The following is a 15,526-nucleotide window of genomic DNA, read 5'->3' as shown; positions in this document are numbered from 1 at the left end:
GCCCTGGCCCGCCAGCACCTCGCGGACCCGCCGCGCGGTCACGGGGAGCCGCGGCCGAGGTGCGGCCGGAGCCCCCGTGTGGAGGATGGAACAGGGGATGAGAAGGGCTCCGGCCTGCCGCAGACCGAGAGGGACATCATGCCGATCTGCACGACCCGCGACGGTGTCGACATCTTCTACAAGGACTGGGGCAAGGGCCGCCCCGTGGTCTTCGTCCACGGCTGGCCACTGAACGGTGACGCCTGGCAGGACCAGCTGAAGGCCGTCGCGGACGCCGGCTTCCGGGGTATCGCCCACGACCGCCGGGGCCACGGACGCTCGACGCCGGTCTACGACGGGTACGACTTCGACACCTTCGCCGACGACCTCGACGACCTCCTCACGAGGCTCGACCTGCGGGACGTCACCCTGGTCGCCCACTCGATGGGCGGCGGCGAGCTCGCCCGCTACATCGGGCGGCACGGCACGGACCGCGTCAGGTCCGCCGTGCTCCTCTCCTCGATCACACCGCTGATGCTCCAGGGCCCGGACAACCCCGAGGGCGTGCCGCAGTCGGTCTTCGACGGGATCAAGGACGGCATCCTGGCCGAGCGCTCACAGTTCTGGAAGGACACCGCCGTCGGGTTCTTCGGGGCGAACCGGGACGGCAACAAGGTCACCCGGGGAAACCAGGACGCCTTCTGGTACATGGCCATGGCCCAGACCATCGAGGGCGGCGTGGACTGTGTGGACGCCTTCGCCGCGACCGACTTCCACGAGGACCTGAAGAAGTTCGACATCCCCACCCTCGTCGTCCACGGCGACGACGACCAGATCGTGCCGATCGACGCGACCGGCCGCAAGGCCGCCGAGCTCGTGAAGAACGCGACGCTCAAGGTGTACCAGGGCAGCTCGCACGGCATCGCTCTCGTCCCCGGCGACAAGGAGAGGTTCAACGAGGACCTCCTGGAATTCCTCAGGAGGTGACGCCGGGAAGGTCCGGTGAAGCCTCAGAAGACGTCCGGACACCACGCCCGCCGTGGCGTCCGGAACACCGCGTCCGCCGTCGCCGCCGCGCCTGCCCGGTGCTCGTCGAGCCGGCCCAGCGCCGCCAGCCGCACCGGCGACTCGTCGCCCAGGTAGAGCGTGGCCAGCTCCGCCACGTCCAGCGTGAGGTCGGCGTCCCGTGTCGTGGGGGCGCACGAGGAGCCGGACGGTGACGCCTCCAGCAGGAAACGGCCGCCCGCCAGGCCCGCTCCGTCCTGGATGTCCAGGACCAGGGAGCCCTCGGTCGCGTACGTACGCGCCTCCAGGGCCCGGGGGACGTCCAGGACGCGCAGCCACATCCAGTCCGCCTGGGACACGACGCGGGCGGCGCGCGGGTCCGGGAGGAGGAGCGGGAGCAGGTCGTCGGGCGCGCGGCAGCCCGAGCGGACCGTGGTGATCCAGTCGATGGAGCAGACGAAGTGCCAGAGGGCGCGTTCCGCCTCCGGGGTCGTCGCGATCATGCTGGCCACCGTCGCCGTGTTGAGCGGCTGCATCCGGTCGCCCCACTTGTCGTCGGCGCGGTAGACGATCAGTCCGTCCGTCTCTCCGTCCGCCGACCGGTACACCGCGTAGAACGGCTCCGTCCACTTGTCGGACGCGGGGGCGTCCACGCCCGTGCTGCGCTGCCACCAGCGCTCGTCCCGGGAGACCACGCCGTGCTGGCGCCCGGCGAGACGGCCGTGGAGTTCGGGGCCCAGCTTGCGTACGTCCGCGCCGTCCACCAGCTCGATCCGGCCGCCGTCCTCCTCGGAGGGAACCCGGCCGCGCGGGTCCAGACCCGCGCGGGGGACGTCGATCTCCCACTCGGCGGTCCAGGAGGCCGGCCCGAATCCGTACCGCCCGTAGATGGGGTACTCGGCGGCGATCAGCGAGGCGACCACGTCGCCGCGCTCCTTGGCCGCCGCCAGGTCCGTGGCCATCATCCGGCTGAGCAGCCTGCGCCGGCGGTGCGTCGGGGTCACCGTCACGCCCGTGACCGCGTCGGCCCGCACCTTCGCGCCGCCCACGACGGTCAGCTCCTGCTCGAACGAGGCGAAGGTGGCGACACAGCGTCCGGCGTCGAACACCCCCTGGACACGGGAGAGATCGGTATGGGCCAGGCGCACCGCGACCTCCTCCTCCGGCGGCACCGAGGCCGACGCCCGGAGGAACCCGGTGCCCACGGCGCGCATCCAGTCGGGGTATTCGGCTTCGGAGACGCTACGCGGATCAGGGCTCATGCGGCCCACGCTAGGCACAACGTGTTCGCGGTGTCGCCCGCTTTTCCGGCCGCCCCCGCCGCTGCCGGGCGCCCTCGCTCAGAACGCCGCGCGGATCTCGCCGACCTCGGCGGCGCCGCCCAGCAGCGGGGCCCGCCCGATGCGGGACACCACCGGGGCGTCGACGCCCAGCAGCCCCAGGGCGCGGGCCAGCACCGGACCCAGGGCACGGGTGGAGCCGTCGTCGATCTTGAAGGCCAGGGCCCTGCCGTCCGGAAGGGCGAGCGCCTGGACCGCCTCCGCGCCCATCTTGGAGAGCGTGCCCGGCACCTCCCGCATCAGCCAGGTGTCCGGCCGCCGCGTGCCCGCGACGTACTCGGGGTGCGCCCGCATCGCGTCCGCGACCCGGCGCTCCGCCGTGCCCGGCTCCGCCAGCACGAACGCCCGGAACGCGCGGGCCAGGCCCACCAGCCCGATCGCCATCAGCGGGGCCCCGCAGCCGTCCGTGCCGATCGACGCGACGGGCTCGCCCGCCGCCTCCGCGACGACCTCGCCGACCAGTCGCTGCAGCGGGTGGGCCGGGTCGAGATACGTCGCGGTGTCCCACCCGTTGCGTACGCAGACGGCGAGCATCGCCGCGTGCTTGCCGGAGCAGTTCATGGTGAGCGGCTCCCGCACACCCCCGGCGGCCAGGTACGCCTCCGCCTCGACGGGGTCCAGGGGCAGGTCGGGCGGCGTCTGGAGGTCCTCCGGCTTCAGCCCGTGCTCCGCGAGCATCGTGCGCACCAGGTCGAGGTGGAAGGCCTCGCCCGAGTGGCTCGCGGCCGCCAGCGCCAGCCGCTCCCCGGAGAGGTCGAGACCGGCCCGGAGGATCGCGGCGGCCTGCATCGGCTTGTTGGAGGAGCGCGGGAAGACCGGGGCCGCCGGGTCGCCGAGCGCGAGCTCCACGCTCCCGTCCGCGGCCAGGACGACCAGCGATCCCCTGTGGTGGCCCTCGGTGAAGCCGGACCGCACGACCTCGGCCAGGACCGGGGGCACGGGCGACGAGGACGCGTACGAGGCTATGGAGGAGCTCATGGGGGTGGTGGCCTTCCGGGGACGGGCGTGACCCGCCCCCCGAAGGGTCACCTCAGGCGAGCAGGTCCTCTACTTGTGCTTCCCCGTCACGGTACCTGCGGGCGATCTCCGCGCTGCAATCGTCGACGGTGCGCTGGAGCCGGTGCCGGCGCCGGGACACCTGCTGCTCGTAGCGGACGAGGCGTCCCATGGCGGTGAGGAGCTCCTCGTCCGTCCGGGCGTCGAGGTCGGAGAGCTCGATCTCCGAGAGCGTGTCCGCCGCCAGTTGGCGGTACTCGTCGCTGCGCGGCGTGGTGAGGGTGACGTGCCGGGCCGAGGAGCGGTGGACGGACGGGGTGTCGGCGAGGATCTCCGAGAGCCGGTCCACGACGGGCGACTCGGGATCCACCCGGCGGGCGAGCTCCGCGCGCAGGATGTCGATCCGGCCCTGGACCAGACGGCGTACGTAGCTGAGGTCCGCCTCGTCGCGCTGGGCGTCACGGCGCAGGGAGCGCAGGTCCGGCAGCCGCAGCCCCTTGAATTCGGGCTGCGGGCGTACGGAGGCCAGTCCTTCGACCGCACCGCCCCCGGCCTGCCCGGGCACGGACACCGCTCCCGGCAGCTGTGCGAGCGGTGGGGCGGGCAGCTGGCCGGGCGGCGCGGTACCGGTCCGCTGCACCGGCGGCCGCAGGCCGGCAGCTGCACGTGTCCCTGGTACGGCACCGGGTGATGGCCCGGTTCCATGTGTCGTCATGATGTTCCGTCCCCTCGACCGGTGCGTCGGCACACCGACACCGTGCATGGTGCCACTACGCACGGTGTTCACGCAGGTGCTCTGTACCCGTTCAGCCCAAGATAGGTTGGTCTGTATGCGTGCAGTGATACAGAGAGTGGACGGCGCGAGCGTCACCGTGGCGGGCGCCGCGGACGATCCGCCGGGGACCGGAACGGTCGGCGAGATCGTCGGCGAGGGCCTGTGTGTGCTGGTGGGGGTCACTCACGGCGACACCGCGGAGAAGGCGGCGCAGCTCGCCCGCAAGCTGTGGACCCTGCGGATCCTGGAGGGCGAGAAGTCCTGCTCGGATGTGAATGCACCGCTTTTGGTCATTTCGCAGTTCACCCTCTACGGGGACGCCAGGAAGGGCCGCAGGCCCACGTGGAACGCCGCCGCGCCGGGCGAGGTCGCCGAGCCCCTGGTCGACGAGGTGGTGGCACAGCTGCGCGCCCTCGGGGCGCAGGTGGAGACGGGCCGGTTCGGGGCGGACATGCGCGTCTCGCTCACGAACCACGGCCCGTTCACCGTGCTCGTCGAGGTGTAGCGGGCCCTCCGGCACGCCCTACGGCTCGACGACCGTCTCCTGGGCCGCCGCGGTGTCACCCGCGATCAGCTCCGCGTCCACCGCGACGTTCCGCTTCACCAGCGCCAGGGCGATCGGCCCCAGCTCGTGGTGGCGGGCCGAGGTGGTGATGAAGCCGAGCTGGCGGCCCTCCTGGCCGTCGGCGGCGAGCCTGACCGGCGTCCCGTGGCCCGGTAGATGGACCTCGCTGCCGTCGAGGTGCAGGAAGACGAGGCGGCGCGGCGGCTTCCCCAGGTTGTGGACACGGGCGACCGTCTCCTGGCCGCGGTAGCAGCCCTTCTGGAGATGCACGGCGCTGCCGATCCAGCCCAGCTCGTGCGGGATGGTGCGGTGGTCGGTCTCGAAGTTCAGGCGCGGGCGGTGCGCCTCGACGCGAAGCGCCTCGTACGCCAGGATCCCGGCCACCGGGCCGTGCTCGGCGGCGTACGCCTCCAGGTCGGCCCGGGGCAGGAAGAGGTCGCGGCCGTGTGCCGTCTCCCGTACGGCGGCACCCTCCGGGACCTCGGCGATGGAGCCGGCCGGAAGGTACACGACGGCGATGTCCTCGGTGCGGTCGGCGACCTCGACCCGGTAGAAGAACTTCATCGACTCCAGGTACGCGATCAGCTCGCCCTGGCTCTCCGGCTCGGCGTGCATCCACACCGTCGTGCCGTCGTCGACCAGGTAGAGGGCGTGCTCGATGTGCCCGTTGGCGGAGAGGATCAGCGCCTCGGTCGCCTGGTTCGGCGCGAGGTCGCTGACGTGCTGGGTGAGCAGCAGGTGCAGCCAGGCCAGCCGGTCGTCGCCGGTGACCGTGACGACCCCGCGGTGCGAGAGGTCGACGAGGCCGTTGCCGTCGGCGAGTGCGCGTTGCTCACGGAACAGGTCGCCGTAGTGCGCGGCGACGCCTTCGTCGCGCCCCTCGGCGGGGACGGCGCCGGGCAGGGACAGCAAGGGGCTCTTCATGCGACCAGCGTACGACCCGCGCGGCCCCGGCTACCGGGCGCTGCCGGGTTCCTCCGGTGCACCGGCCTTCGCCGCGCAGTCGGCACAGCGTCCGAAGATCGCGAAGTGCTTCATGTCGGTCTCGAAGCCGAACGTGTCCCGCAGCTTCGCCGTGAAGTCGGCGACCACGTCGACATCGGCCTCGATGACGTCCGTGCAGTCGCGGCAGACCAGGTGGATGTGGTGGTGGCGGTCCGCGAGGTGGTACGTCGGGGAGCCGTGCCCGAGGTGGGCATGGCTGACCAGCCCGAGCTCCTCCAGGAGCTCCAGGGTCCGGTAGACGGTGGAGATGTTCACGCCCGACGCCGTCCTGCGCACCTCGCAGAGGATGTCGTCGGGCGTCGCGTGCTCGAGCTTGTCCACGGCCTCAAGGACGAGCTGACGCTGAGGCGTCAGCCGGTAGCCACGCTTCCGAAGATCGGTCTTCCAGTCGGTGCTCACCACGTGCCCAGTGTAGGGCTGAGCGAGCGCCGGCCCGTCGGACCGGCGCTCCACGACCCCGACAGGGCCTACTTGAAGAACGCGATGCCGTCGTCCGGCAGGTCTCCGAGGCCCCGCGCCATCTCCGCGACCTGTTCCGGGGTGACGACCTTCTTCAGGTGCGCCGACATGTACGGCCGGAGCTCCACGTCGGGGGTGGACTTCTCGCCGACCCACATCAGGTCGCTGTTCACATAGCCGTAGAGACGCTTGCCGCCGCTGTACGGGCCGGAGGCCGCGGTGCGGGCCACCGCGTCGGTGACGATGTCGATCTGCGGCTTCTGCTTCGCCAGCTCGCCGTACCAGACCTCGACGATGCCCTGGTCGCGGACCATGACGATCTCGACCTTGCGGTCCTTGTCGATGCGCCAGTAGCCGGACTCGGACTCGAGCGGCTTGACCTGGTTGCCCTCGGCGTCCAGCACCCAGGAGTGCGAGACGTACTCGAGGAAGTCACGGCCGTCGTGGCTGAAGGTGACCTCCTGGCCGAAGTTGCACTTCTCGGCACCGGGGAAGTCGGAGACGCCCGCACCCGCCCAGTTGCCGAGGAGGAAGGCCAGCGGTACGAGGTCCGGGTGAAGGTCGGACGGAATCTCGATCATGAGCGGCTCAGACGATCTGTGAGGGTGTACGGAAAGTGTTCGGCGAGGGTCAGCGCTGGCCCTGGTACAGCTTCTTCACGGTCACGGCGGCGAAGGCGAGCACGCCGACGCAGACCAGGACCAGCAGGGCGGAGAAGAAAGCCTCAAGCACGGGAGCTCCTCGGAACGAACGACATGACGGCAGCAGACGGCCGGGCCCCCAGCCTAATGGGTGGGGGCCCGGCGCGGCGGCCCGGGGCTTCGCCCGGGCCCGGTCGGCTCAGCCCAGGAGCTGGTTCTGGAGGATCAGCGTCTGGTGGAACGGAACCACCTCCGTGCCGGCCTCGCCCTTGCGGCTGTGGACGATCAGGGCGACGGTGTCCCCGGCCAGCACGTAGGCGTGGCGGACCAGCTCGGCGCCGTGGGGCTCGGCTTCGGAGTAGACGTGCGCCGTGGTGAATTCCGCCCCGGCCGTGGCCGTCCAGTCCTCGTCGAACACGTGCTCGGTGGTCCCGGCGAGGGGGAGCGGCAGCGAGTCGAGCGAGTCGTCCTCGTAGAGCTCGTCGTGGAAGGCCGTCGAGTACGCCACCGAGTTGAACTGGAGCAGATAGATCCGGGACGACGTGCCGTCCGGCATGGTCCAGCCGCGGGCGGCTATGTGCCGCAGGGCGGAGTCCTTCAGGTGCTGGGTGAGAGCGGCCCGGTCGTCCTTGCCGTACTCGGTGACGTACCGGGCGGTGTCCACCCACCCGCCGTCGAGGCCCTTGACCGCGGTGGCCCCGGCCGGTGCCGGCAGCAGCAGGCGCCGCAGATCCGCGTGATGGATCTCGGCGCTGTTGGAGTCGCTGAACGGGCGGGGCGCGTCGGCGGGCAGGGCGGGGAGGGTCAGTGCCGGGTAGTCCCACCGCCCGTCGTCGCGCGTGGCGAGGCCCGGTACGTCGGTGCGCTTCATCGACGTGATGCCGGCGACCGTGCCGGCTCCCAGCCCGCCCATGACGAGCACGGCGGCCGTCCACCGGAGGACGGCCCGCAGGACGCGGCGCGGCGGGCGGGGTGTGGCGGCCGCGGGGCCCTCCTCCTGCACAGGAAGAGGCGGCGGGTCGTTCGGGACCGGCGGGAGGGTGGTCGTGGCGGGAACGGCCACGTCGGCCGGTGGGGCCGTCTGCTCGGTCATATGTACTCCCCCGGGGACGTGATGTGGTCCAGCTGGTCCTTCAGCAGTTCAGCGACGGCGGCCTTGTCGACGGGCTTGATGCCGGTCGCCCGGTAGGTGATGCTCAGCTCACCGTCGTACGCCGCGCACACCATGTCCTCGATGCCGCTCTCGCTGTCCTTGGGCTGCAGGTAGCAGGTCGCCTTGCGGGTGTGGCCCTTGACCTTCGGGCCGTCACGGAAGATCCCGACGAGGTCGAACAGCTCCGTCTGGAAGGTGTAGAAGTTCCGGACGGCGTTCTTGTCCTTCATCCGCACGATCTCGGCGTGCACCTCAAGGTCGTTGCCATCGGAGACGTACGACCGGAGAGCGAGGCCCTGCACGCGGAGCTTGTCGATCCGCTTCTCGTACTCCCGGCGCTTCTTGCCCGCGAGCCCCCGGCTGGACTCCTTCATCGCGGCGACGGCCCGCCTGCCGTCCACCTCGTCGTCGTTGCCGTGCTCACCGTCGTCCGGACCGAGGCGGTAGCCCTTGGGCACCGGCAGCAGCAGCTTGCTGAGCTCGGTGTCGGAACGGCCCCGGTCGATGGCGCCCGCGGGGTCCTTGCCGGCCTCGCGGTCGGACACCTTCCAGGGAATGGTCTCCACGGTGCGGTCAGCGCTGTCCACCGTGATCTTCGTGTAGGCGGCGGCACCTCCGACGGCGCCCAGCACCAGCACGAAGGGAAGGGCCGTGAGCAGGATCCGCCGGGCCCTGCGGGACCGCGAGGGGGCGACCGGGGTGTCAGCGGCGTCCGGGGCGTCGAGCGGTTCGGGGAGCGGTGCCGTGCCGGAGGGCTCGGGCGGGGTCATGTCGTTCACACGCGCTCCAGCTGTCGCTCGGCCAGCGTCCGGATGTCCTTCTTGCTGATCGGCCGGGCGTCGTAGATATTGATCTCGATCATGATGTCGCCGCGGTGCATGACGGCCCTGGCCCGGTAGAAGGGCAGATAGCCGGGCTTCCGGTCGACGCCGTAGACGTAGTAGCGGCCCTCGCCGCTTCCCTTGACCGCGTCGCCTTCGTTGCCCGCACCCCCTTCGGCCCCGGACATGTACGAGCGCTGCCCATCGGCGAAGCCGGCGGCCGCGGTGTCCGCCCCGGAGGAGAACTGGACGAGACGGATCTCCGCCTCGCGGTGCGCGCCCTTCTTCCACGAGGCCCCCGCGATGCGGCGTATGTCGGACTCCAGGAAGTACTCGTACGTGGAGTCCTCGTGGGTGAAGTCGCGCGCGAGGTCCCCCACGCTCATCCAGCCGTCGTCCAGCCAGTCCGCTTCCTCGTTCTCGCTCCAGCCTGCCGGACGGTCGACGAGCAGCTTGCGCAGATCGCCGTCCGTCTTGACCTGCCGGTCCTGCGAGGCGGGCAGCGGAGCCGGGACCTTGTCCGCGGGAAGCGCCTTCGCCGGGTAGGCCAGCTCCGTCTGCGACAGCGCGGGCAGTTGCGACGGAGGCCGCTGCGCCTGGATGCCGTAGCCGATCGCCGTGCCGCCGGAGATGCCGAGCAGGGCGGCCGCGGCGATCAGCAGGGTCGTACGGCCCCGTGGACGCTGCCGTCCCGGGGCGGCGGGCGGCTCGGCCGACGGGCCGGAAATGGTGTCGTTCGGTTCCAAAAGGGTCCCCCCCAAGAGACCTGAGGCGCGGGTTCCATTACCTGCGCACACAACTGACCCACAGGTCACAGGAGAGGTTGCACCGCCGAGGATTACAGTTCGGTACATGCCGAAGAAGCTCGTGATCAAGGTGACCGCCGGAGCCGATGGAGCCGAGCGCTGCTCGCAGGCCTTCACCGTGGCGGCCGTGGCCGTCGCCAGCGGGGTCGAGGTCTCGCTGTGGCTGACCGGCGAGTCCGCCTGGTTCGCCCTGCCGGGGCGTGCCGCCGAATTCGAACTGCCGCACTCCGCGCCGCTGCCCGATCTGATCGACTCGATCCTGGCGGGCGGCGGGATCACGCTCTGCACCCAGTGCGCGGCGCGGCGCGACATCACGGAGAAGGACGTCCTGGAGGGCGTACGGATCGCAGGCGCCCAGGTCTTCGTGCAGGAGGCCATGGCGGACGGCACCCAGGCCCTCGTCTACTGATCGCCGGGCCGCGGGGCCGGACGGCACTTCGCGGACTCGGCCTAGCGGCGGTGGTCCCTGCCGTCGAGCTCGTCCCACCACTCGTCCGAGATCTTGTCCCCCGTGCGCTGCTCCCGCGGCGGACGGGGCCGCTCGTCACGCGGACGGGGATCAGGAGGCCGGGAGGCGCGGGCGGGGTCGTCCCACCAACGGTCCTCGGGTCCCTTGCGGTTGGCGACGATCGCGGCGACGGGCGGTATGACCATGGCGACCACGCACATCGCCACGGCGGCCGGGACGGACCACAGACGCACGAAGGCCCAGGCGGAGACGAAGAGGAAGAGGCATCCGCCCATCATCAGAAAATAGACGCGCCTGCGCCGGGCGTACATGTTTCCAGCGTAGAGCTCTTCGGCGAGGAAGCGAACGCGGACGGCACGAAGGGCCACACCCCTGTTCAGGTGGCGTCCAACCCCCTGGGGTGCGGCCCTCCGGCCGTATGTGCGCGTGAACTACACGGCGATGGCGACCTCGGCGAGGCCACCGGTCTGCGCCACGACCGTGCGGTCGGCGGTGCCGCCCGGAACCAGGGCGCGGAGCGTCCAGGTGCCCTCGGCCGCGTAGAAGCGGAACTGTCCGGTCGCCGAGGTCGGGACCTCGGCGGTGAACTCACCGGTCGAGTCCAGCAGACGGACGTAGCCGGTGACGGGCTCGCCGTCGCGGGTCACGCTGCCCTGGATGGTCGTCTCGCCCGGCTTGATCGTCGAAGCGTCGGGGCCGCCGGCCTGTGCTCCACACATGGTGTTCTGTCCTTCTGGTCGGGGTCCTGCTGATCGGGTCCTGCGGAATTACTTGTTGGCGCCGAGCTCGATCGGCACGCCCACGAGGGAGCCGTACTCGGTCCACGAACCGTCGTAGTTCTTGACGTTCTCCTGGCCGAGCAGCTCGTGCAGGACGAACCAGGTGAGCGCGGAGCGCTCACCGATGCGGCAGTACGCGATGGTGTCCTTGGCCAGGTCGACCTGCTCGTCCTCGTAGAGGGCCTTGAGCTCGTCGTCCGACTTGAACGTGCCGTCGTCGTTGGCGTTCTTCGACCACGGGATGTTGCGGGCGCTCGGCACGTGGCCGGGACGCTGCGACTGCTCCTGCGGGAGGTGCGCCGGGGCGAGCAGCTTGCCGCTGAACTCGTCGGGCGAACGCACGTCGACGAGGTTCTGGCTGCCGATGGCCTTCACGACGTCGTCGCGGTAGGCGCGGATCGACTCGTCCTGGGCCTTGGCCTTGTACTGGGTGGCCGGGCGCGTCGGAACGGCGTCGGTCAGGTCGCGGGAGTCGAGCTCCCACTTCTTGCGGCCGCCGTCGAGCAGCTTGACGTTCTCGTGGCCGTAGAGCTTGAAGTACCAGTACGCGTACGAGGCGAACCAGTTGTTGTTGCCGCCGTAGAGCACGACCAGCGTGTCGTTGCCGATGCCCTTCTCGGACAGGAGCTTCTCGAAGCCGGCCTGGTCGACGAAGTCACGGCGGACCGGGTCCTGGAGGTCCTTGGTCCAGTCGATCCGGATCGCGTTCTTGATGTGGTTCTTCTCGTACGCCGAGGTGTCCTCGTCGACCTCGACGATGGCGACCTGCGGGTCGTCGATGTGGGCCTCGACCCAGTCGGCGTCGACCAGAACGTCTGCGCGGCTCATGTGTTTCTCCTCCGGGGCAGTCTTCGGCGGGGTGGTGCGGTGTGCGGAGTGCGAGGTGTACGCGCAGGTGCTTGGAGCGGAACGCGTACGGAAGGCACGGGTTCGGCCCTGACGTGGTCGAAGGGCCGGGGGAAACGGGAGAGGGTCCCGCTCAGAAGGTGCGACAGAGCATGGCGGCGACGCGGCACAGGTCTACTGCCCGCCGCTTCGTGAGGTCCGCCTGTCGCTTCATGCGTCCGATCGTAGGGAGGTACGGCCGGAGATGTCACCGTCGTGTCGGATAATGAGACACGATCGTCCGCGATGCGAGACGAGAGCGAGATCGATGCCCTCGCCGGCCCGGGAACGGGCGGCCTCCGGGCGACGGTCACCTACGGAACGGACGAGCTCGTCTCATTATCTGGATCGGCCGTCCGGGCGGCCTTCGCGGACCCCTACCCCGGCCGGCCAGGAGTTACCCGTGGGGCCCGTGCCCTGTCGTCACCCGGCGAGCCGGATGTCGGCGCCGGTCATCGAGATCTCCAGGCCGCCCGGCGCCACCTCGATCTTCTCCATCTTCAGGCCCTCGGGCAGCCCCGCGATCCTGCGCTCGAAGTCGGTCTTCTTCCTGACCAGGCCCTCCAGGCCGGGGATGCCCTCACCCGGGACCTCGTCGGCGTGCACCTTGACGGTGTCCCCGTCGACCAGGGTGACCGTGGAGAGCACGCTGCGCGTGACCGTCTGGCCCACCAGCGGGATCTGCACCGAACCGGTGACCTTGACCTTGCCGTCGCCCCCGTAGGCGACAGTGACGCCGTCGTCGGCCGCCTCCGTGAGAGCCGCGTACGAGATGACGGCAGTCCCGGTGGCACGGGAGGCCGTAGCGCTGGTGTAACCGGCGCCCAGCGTCACCTGACTCAGCTGGGCCCGGATCTCACCGATCCGTATCTCCCGGCCCGCCGCGCCCGCACGGACGTCCTTGACCGTGACGTCGACACGGTCGAGCTCGGACCCGGCCACCTGGGTCAGGAAGGGGAAGCCCTTGATCGAGACCTCGGTCGAACCGGCCTCGGCACCGGCGAAGGAGACCCGCCCCTCGGCCTCCGACTCCGCGAAATACACGGCGGCGCGGTCCACGGCGACGAAGACGCCACCCAGCACCACGGCGATGATCAGCAGTACTCGCAGTGCTCGCATGCCTGTTGTTCCCCCACTCGGACCGGCCTGACCCCTGTGGGCGTGAGCCTACTGCCGCCGTGCGGCGCGCCCGGAGTGATCGACGAGCGGACGGCCCCGCCGGTTCCCCGGGAGCGGGCAGTGTGAGTGAGGGAACGTCAGGAACGTCCGGGCGTCAGGCGATCGCACGGCCGATCAGATAGACGGCGGGAGCCGCGGCCGTGAGCGGCAGCGCCACACCGGCGGTCATGTGCACGAAACGGGACGGGTAGTCGTAGCTCGCGACCCGCAGGCCGATCAGCGCGCAGCCGCCGGCCGCGAACCCGAGGAACGCGGCCTGCGCGCCGAAGTCCGTGAAGGCTCCGGCGGCCAGGCCGGCACCCGCCGCGGCGAGCAGCGACACGACGACCGAGACCGGGCCGGGCAGCGGCAGGGCCCTGACGAGCACCGCCACCGCGACCGCGATGGCGCCCACCGTCACCGCGTCCGGGACGGCCGCCAGGTGTCCGGCGGCCAGCACGGCGAGCGCGGCCGACGCGACGGTGGCCGTCAGGCCGTACATCCGCTCGTCCGCCCCGGCCCGGCTGCGCAGCTGGAGGACGAGGGTGAGCAGCACCCAGACACCGAGCGTGCCGAGGATGGCCGCCGGGGCGTTGCTCCGGCCCGCGGCGAGCAGCACGACGTCGGCCACCACACCGCCTGCGAACGCGAGCGCGATGCCCTGCCTGGCGGGCCACATGCCGTTGAGCCGGAACCACCCGGCCGCGGTCACGGCCTGGAGCAGGACGAGGGGCACGAGCAGGGCGTACGGACCGATCGCGGCGCCGAGGGCGAGGAGCAGCCCGAGGCCCGCGGTGATCGCGGCGGGCTGGATCCCCGGCGCGATGATCGGCGAACGCCCCTCGGCCCGGGCCCGCTGGGCGTCGGTGACGCGGCTGTTGCCCAGGGTGGTGGGCGCGCTGTAGCCGGTGTCGGCGGGTGCGGCCGCCGACACCTCCGGAGCCGACAGGGCGGGCTGGGCCGCCGGAGCCTCGGGGGGCAGCGGGTAGGCGCCCTGAGCGCCCTGCACGGATGCGGGGGTCGGCTCGGGCGCCGCCGGGTGCTGCCGCTGGACCGTCGGCTGGTACTGGGTGTCCCAGGTCTGCCCCTGCCACGTCTGGGTCGCGCCTTGGTCGGCCGGGACCTGGGGCGCGCCCGGCTCCGGGTAGGCGGAGGGCTGCTGCTGCGCGTAGGGCTGCTGCGAGCCGTACGCGGGCGGCATGGGCTCCTGACCGTAGGCGGGCTGCGCCGGCTGCTGCCCGTACGTCTGCTGCCCGTACGCCTGCTGCTGGTACGCCTGCTGCTGGTCCTGCTGCCCGTAAGCCGGGTCGTCGTGCTGCTGCCCGTAAGCCGGGTCGTAGGGCTGCTGCCCCTGGTGCTGCTGCCCGTGTCCCGGGTCGTACGGATACTGCTGATCGCTGTTGCTCATGGTCTGCGGTTCACCCTCCTGCGAACGGCGGGAGCACCTCGACCGTGCCGCCCTCGGCAAGCCGTACGGTCTCATGACCGCGGGTCCCCACAGGATTCCCGTCGATCAGGAACGAGCATCGGAGCAGCACGCGCGTCAGCTCGCCGGGGTGCCGCTCCCGCACACCGTCGAGCGCCTCGGCGAGCGTGTCCGCCGTGTACGGCTCCTCCGCGGTCCCCGCGGCAGCCTTGGCCGCGGCCCAGTAGCGGATCGTTCCCGCCGCCATGGCGGCACCCCTTTCGTCGTACGTCGGCTGTCCATCATGGATCACGCCGAGTCGGTCCAGTCGGCGATACGGGTCAGCAGTTTCTCGTCCGCGGCGTTCTCCGCGTGGCCCATGCCGTGCTCCAGCCAGAGCTCCGCCCCGTCACCGGCGGCCCCTGCCAGCATCCTCGGGTGGTCGACCGGGAAGTACGGGTCCCGGTCGCCGTGCACGATCAGCAGGGGCGCGGTGATCAGCGGGACGGCCTCCACCGGCGAGAGCGGCACGGGGTTCCAGTCCTCGCGGTGGATCCGGGTGCGGAATCCGTAGCGGCCGACGAGCCGGCCCACGGGGCGGGTGACGACCCAGTGCAGGCGGCGCATGGGCGCCGTACCCCGGTAGTACCAGCGAGCGGGCGCGCTCACCGAGACGACCACATCCGTATGCGCGCCTGTATGCGCCTCTGCGCGCTCCCCGTGCGCCTTGTGAGCCCCCGTGCGCTGGTCCACCCGTTCGGCCCCCACGGCTCCCGATTCCTCGTCCACGGATTCACCGGCTTCCGGCGCCGTATACAGAGCGGCGTGCCGGAGCACCACGGAACCGCCCATCGAGAAGCCGACCGTAACGATGCGGCGGTGTCCCAACGACCGCGCCCAGGCGACCGCGGCCGCTAGATCCAGCACCTCGCGGTCACCCACCGTGGACCGCCCGCCGGACTTTCCGTGACCCCGGAAGGAGAACGTGATCACGGCCGCACGCTGGGCGAACACCTCCGCTGCGCGCAGGACGGCCGGCCGGTCGACGGAGCCGGTGAAACCGTGTGCGAGGACGATGGCGGTCCCCGCGGACCCATCGCCGCCGGCTGCCCCGGAACCCGCCGTACACGGGGTGTACACCGCCTCGATACGGACCCCGTCACCGGTCAGCAACGTGGTGCGCCGCGGGGCCCGCGTGATCGAGGGAACAGAAGAACTCGAGAAACGACCCTCGGACACAGAACTCATGTGGGCTATTCTGCTGCGAAGAGGATCCGGGCAATGC

At 71.3% G+C, this 15,526-nt stretch carries 20 protein-coding genes; 3 read left to right on the top strand and 17 right to left on the bottom strand.

Going from position 1 to position 15,526, the window contains the following annotated elements:
* The first annotated feature begins 138 nt into the window (after window positions 1–138).
* A complete protein-coding gene (locus OG379_RS21300) occupies window positions 139–966 on the top strand; it encodes an alpha/beta fold hydrolase (protein WP_405668602.1) in 828 nt (275 codons plus the stop codon).
* A gap of 23 nt (window positions 967–989) precedes the next feature.
* Here the strand turns inward: OG379_RS21300 and OG379_RS21295 are convergent, their stop codons facing one another.
* The 3 genes from OG379_RS21295 to OG379_RS21285 all read right to left on the bottom strand — a co-directional run bounded on the left by OG379_RS21295 (window position 990) and on the right by OG379_RS21285 (window position 4,035).
* Window positions 990–2,246: a GNAT family N-acetyltransferase gene (locus OG379_RS21295; protein WP_405664733.1), complete on the bottom strand. Its 1,257-nt coding sequence runs from the start codon at window positions 2,244–2,246 to the stop codon at window positions 990–992.
* 78 nt (window positions 2,247–2,324) lie between these two features.
* Window positions 2,325–3,302, bottom strand: coding sequence for an asparaginase (locus OG379_RS21290; RefSeq protein ID WP_405664732.1), 978 nt, complete (start codon window positions 3,300–3,302; stop codon window positions 2,325–2,327).
* Window positions 3,303–3,354: 52 nt separating this feature from the next.
* Window positions 3,355–4,035, bottom strand: a complete 681-nt coding sequence (locus OG379_RS21285; protein WP_393757277.1) for an ABC transporter substrate-binding protein — start codon at window positions 4,033–4,035, stop codon at window positions 3,355–3,357.
* Between the two features lie 115 nt (window positions 4,036–4,150).
* Between OG379_RS21285 and dtd the strand changes: the two genes are divergently transcribed.
* The gene (dtd, locus tag OG379_RS21280; protein ID WP_393757275.1) at window positions 4,151–4,600 is read left to right on the top strand and encodes a D-aminoacyl-tRNA deacylase; all 450 of its coding nucleotides are present in this window, start codon (window positions 4,151–4,153) and stop codon (window positions 4,598–4,600) included.
* Window positions 4,601–4,618: 18 nt separating this feature from the next.
* Here the strand turns inward: dtd and OG379_RS21275 are convergent, their stop codons facing one another.
* The 6 genes from OG379_RS21275 to OG379_RS21250 all read right to left on the bottom strand — a co-directional run bounded on the left by OG379_RS21275 (window position 4,619) and on the right by OG379_RS21250 (window position 9,485).
* A complete protein-coding gene (locus tag OG379_RS21275) occupies window positions 4,619–5,584 on the bottom strand; it encodes a YgfZ/GcvT domain-containing protein (RefSeq protein WP_405664731.1) in 966 nt (321 codons plus the stop codon).
* 30 nt (window positions 5,585–5,614) lie between these two features.
* Complete coding sequence (locus OG379_RS21270) at window positions 5,615–6,067, bottom strand: Fur family transcriptional regulator (RefSeq protein WP_393757271.1); 453 nt, start codon at window positions 6,065–6,067, stop codon at window positions 5,615–5,617.
* A 65-nt stretch (window positions 6,068–6,132) separates the two neighbouring features.
* Window positions 6,133–6,705 (bottom strand): FABP family protein, encoded by a 573-nt coding sequence (locus OG379_RS21265; protein WP_393757269.1) that lies wholly within the window; start codon window positions 6,703–6,705, stop codon window positions 6,133–6,135.
* Between the two features lie 259 nt (window positions 6,706–6,964).
* Window positions 6,965–7,858, bottom strand: a complete 894-nt coding sequence (locus OG379_RS21260) for a hypothetical protein (protein WP_405664730.1) — start codon at window positions 7,856–7,858, stop codon at window positions 6,965–6,967.
* Entirely contained in the window at window positions 7,855–8,697 is an 843-nt protein-coding gene (locus tag OG379_RS21255) for a hypothetical protein (RefSeq protein ID WP_405664729.1), read from the bottom strand. The genes OG379_RS21260 and OG379_RS21255 overlap by 4 nt, the downstream gene beginning before the upstream one ends.
* Window positions 8,694–9,485: a hypothetical protein gene (locus tag OG379_RS21250; protein WP_405664728.1), complete on the bottom strand. Its 792-nt coding sequence runs from the start codon at window positions 9,483–9,485 to the stop codon at window positions 8,694–8,696. Before OG379_RS21250 ends, OG379_RS21255 begins: the two co-directional genes overlap by 4 nt.
* Before the next feature lie 106 nt (window positions 9,486–9,591).
* Between OG379_RS21250 and OG379_RS21245 the strand changes: the two genes are divergently transcribed.
* Window positions 9,592–9,954 (top strand): DsrE family protein, encoded by a 363-nt coding sequence (locus tag OG379_RS21245; RefSeq protein ID WP_393757261.1) that lies wholly within the window; start codon window positions 9,592–9,594, stop codon window positions 9,952–9,954.
* Window positions 9,955–9,995: 41 nt separating this feature from the next.
* Here the strand turns inward: OG379_RS21245 and OG379_RS21240 are convergent, their stop codons facing one another.
* The 8 genes from OG379_RS21240 to OG379_RS21205 all read right to left on the bottom strand — a co-directional run bounded on the left by OG379_RS21240 (window position 9,996) and on the right by OG379_RS21205 (window position 15,489).
* Window positions 9,996–10,325, bottom strand: a complete 330-nt coding sequence (locus tag OG379_RS21240; protein ID WP_405664727.1) for a DUF3099 domain-containing protein — start codon at window positions 10,323–10,325, stop codon at window positions 9,996–9,998.
* Window positions 10,326–10,445: 120 nt separating this feature from the next.
* Window positions 10,446–10,733, bottom strand: coding sequence for a DUF1416 domain-containing protein (locus OG379_RS21235; protein ID WP_014154938.1), 288 nt, complete (start codon window positions 10,731–10,733; stop codon window positions 10,446–10,448).
* A gap of 48 nt (window positions 10,734–10,781) precedes the next feature.
* A complete protein-coding gene (locus OG379_RS21230; RefSeq protein ID WP_099174180.1) occupies window positions 10,782–11,621 on the bottom strand; it encodes a sulfurtransferase in 840 nt (279 codons plus the stop codon).
* A 151-nt stretch (window positions 11,622–11,772) separates the two neighbouring features.
* Window positions 11,773–11,853 carry a putative leader peptide gene (locus OG379_RS21225; protein ID WP_350310325.1) on the bottom strand — a complete coding sequence of 27 codons (81 nt, stop codon included), beginning with the start codon at window positions 11,851–11,853 and terminating at the stop codon, window positions 11,773–11,775.
* A 248-nt stretch (window positions 11,854–12,101) separates the two neighbouring features.
* Window positions 12,102–12,797, bottom strand: a complete 696-nt coding sequence (locus tag OG379_RS21220; RefSeq protein ID WP_405664726.1) for a DUF2993 domain-containing protein — start codon at window positions 12,795–12,797, stop codon at window positions 12,102–12,104.
* A gap of 154 nt (window positions 12,798–12,951) precedes the next feature.
* Entirely contained in the window at window positions 12,952–14,244 is a 1,293-nt protein-coding gene (locus OG379_RS21215; RefSeq protein WP_405664725.1) for a hypothetical protein, read from the bottom strand.
* Window positions 14,245–14,254: 10 nt separating this feature from the next.
* A complete protein-coding gene (locus OG379_RS21210) occupies window positions 14,255–14,509 on the bottom strand; it encodes a MoaD/ThiS family protein (RefSeq protein ID WP_104787757.1) in 255 nt (84 codons plus the stop codon).
* Window positions 14,510–14,550: 41 nt separating this feature from the next.
* Window positions 14,551–15,489, bottom strand: a complete 939-nt coding sequence (locus OG379_RS21205; protein ID WP_405664724.1) for an alpha/beta hydrolase — start codon at window positions 15,487–15,489, stop codon at window positions 14,551–14,553.
* Between the last annotated feature and the right edge of the window lie 37 nt (window positions 15,490–15,526).

The organism is Streptomyces sp. NBC_01166 (assembly GCF_045039765.1).
In the GTDB taxonomy this organism is placed as follows: domain Bacteria; phylum Actinomycetota; class Actinomycetes; order Streptomycetales; family Streptomycetaceae; genus Streptomyces.
Note: the sequence above shows the minus strand (reverse complement) of the source record. Positions and strands in the feature narration are given on the sequence as shown.

Excerpts from the sequence above, each read along its gene's own strand:
- OG379_RS21300 (WP_405668602.1), top strand. The coding sequence starts at position 139 with ATGCCGATCTGCACGACCCGCGACGGTGTCGACATCTTCTACAAGGAC.
- OG379_RS21295 (WP_405664733.1), bottom strand. The coding sequence starts at position 2,246 with ATGAGCCCTGATCCGCGTAGCGTCTCCGAAGCCGAATACCCCGACTGG.
- OG379_RS21290 (WP_405664732.1), bottom strand. The coding sequence starts at position 3,302 with ATGAGCTCCTCCATAGCCTCGTACGCGTCCTCGTCGCCCGTGCCCCCG.
- OG379_RS21285 (WP_393757277.1), bottom strand. The coding sequence starts at position 4,035 with ATGACGACACATGGAACCGGGCCATCACCCGGTGCCGTACCAGGGACA.
- dtd (WP_393757275.1), top strand. The coding sequence starts at position 4,151 with ATGCGTGCAGTGATACAGAGAGTGGACGGCGCGAGCGTCACCGTGGCG.
- OG379_RS21275 (WP_405664731.1), bottom strand. The coding sequence starts at position 5,584 with ATGAAGAGCCCCTTGCTGTCCCTGCCCGGCGCCGTCCCCGCCGAGGGG.
- OG379_RS21265 (WP_393757269.1), bottom strand. The coding sequence starts at position 6,705 with ATGATCGAGATTCCGTCCGACCTTCACCCGGACCTCGTACCGCTGGCC.
- OG379_RS21260 (WP_405664730.1), bottom strand. The coding sequence starts at position 7,858 with ATGACCGAGCAGACGGCCCCACCGGCCGACGTGGCCGTTCCCGCCACG.
- OG379_RS21245 (WP_393757261.1), top strand. The coding sequence starts at position 9,592 with ATGCCGAAGAAGCTCGTGATCAAGGTGACCGCCGGAGCCGATGGAGCC.
- OG379_RS21240 (WP_405664727.1), bottom strand. The coding sequence starts at position 10,325 with ATGTACGCCCGGCGCAGGCGCGTCTATTTTCTGATGATGGGCGGATGC.
- OG379_RS21235 (WP_014154938.1), bottom strand. The coding sequence starts at position 10,733 with ATGTGTGGAGCACAGGCCGGCGGCCCCGACGCTTCGACGATCAAGCCG.
- OG379_RS21230 (WP_099174180.1), bottom strand. The coding sequence starts at position 11,621 with ATGAGCCGCGCAGACGTTCTGGTCGACGCCGACTGGGTCGAGGCCCAC.
- OG379_RS21225 (WP_350310325.1), bottom strand. The coding sequence starts at position 11,853 with ATGAAGCGACAGGCGGACCTCACGAAGCGGCGGGCAGTAGACCTGTGC.
- OG379_RS21220 (WP_405664726.1), bottom strand. The coding sequence starts at position 12,797 with ATGCGAGCACTGCGAGTACTGCTGATCATCGCCGTGGTGCTGGGTGGC.
- OG379_RS21215 (WP_405664725.1), bottom strand. The coding sequence starts at position 14,244 with ATGAGCAACAGCGATCAGCAGTATCCGTACGACCCGGGACACGGGCAG.
- OG379_RS21210 (WP_104787757.1), bottom strand. The coding sequence starts at position 14,509 with ATGGCGGCGGGAACGATCCGCTACTGGGCCGCGGCCAAGGCTGCCGCG.
- OG379_RS21205 (WP_405664724.1), bottom strand. The coding sequence starts at position 15,489 with ATGAGTTCTGTGTCCGAGGGTCGTTTCTCGAGTTCTTCTGTTCCCTCG.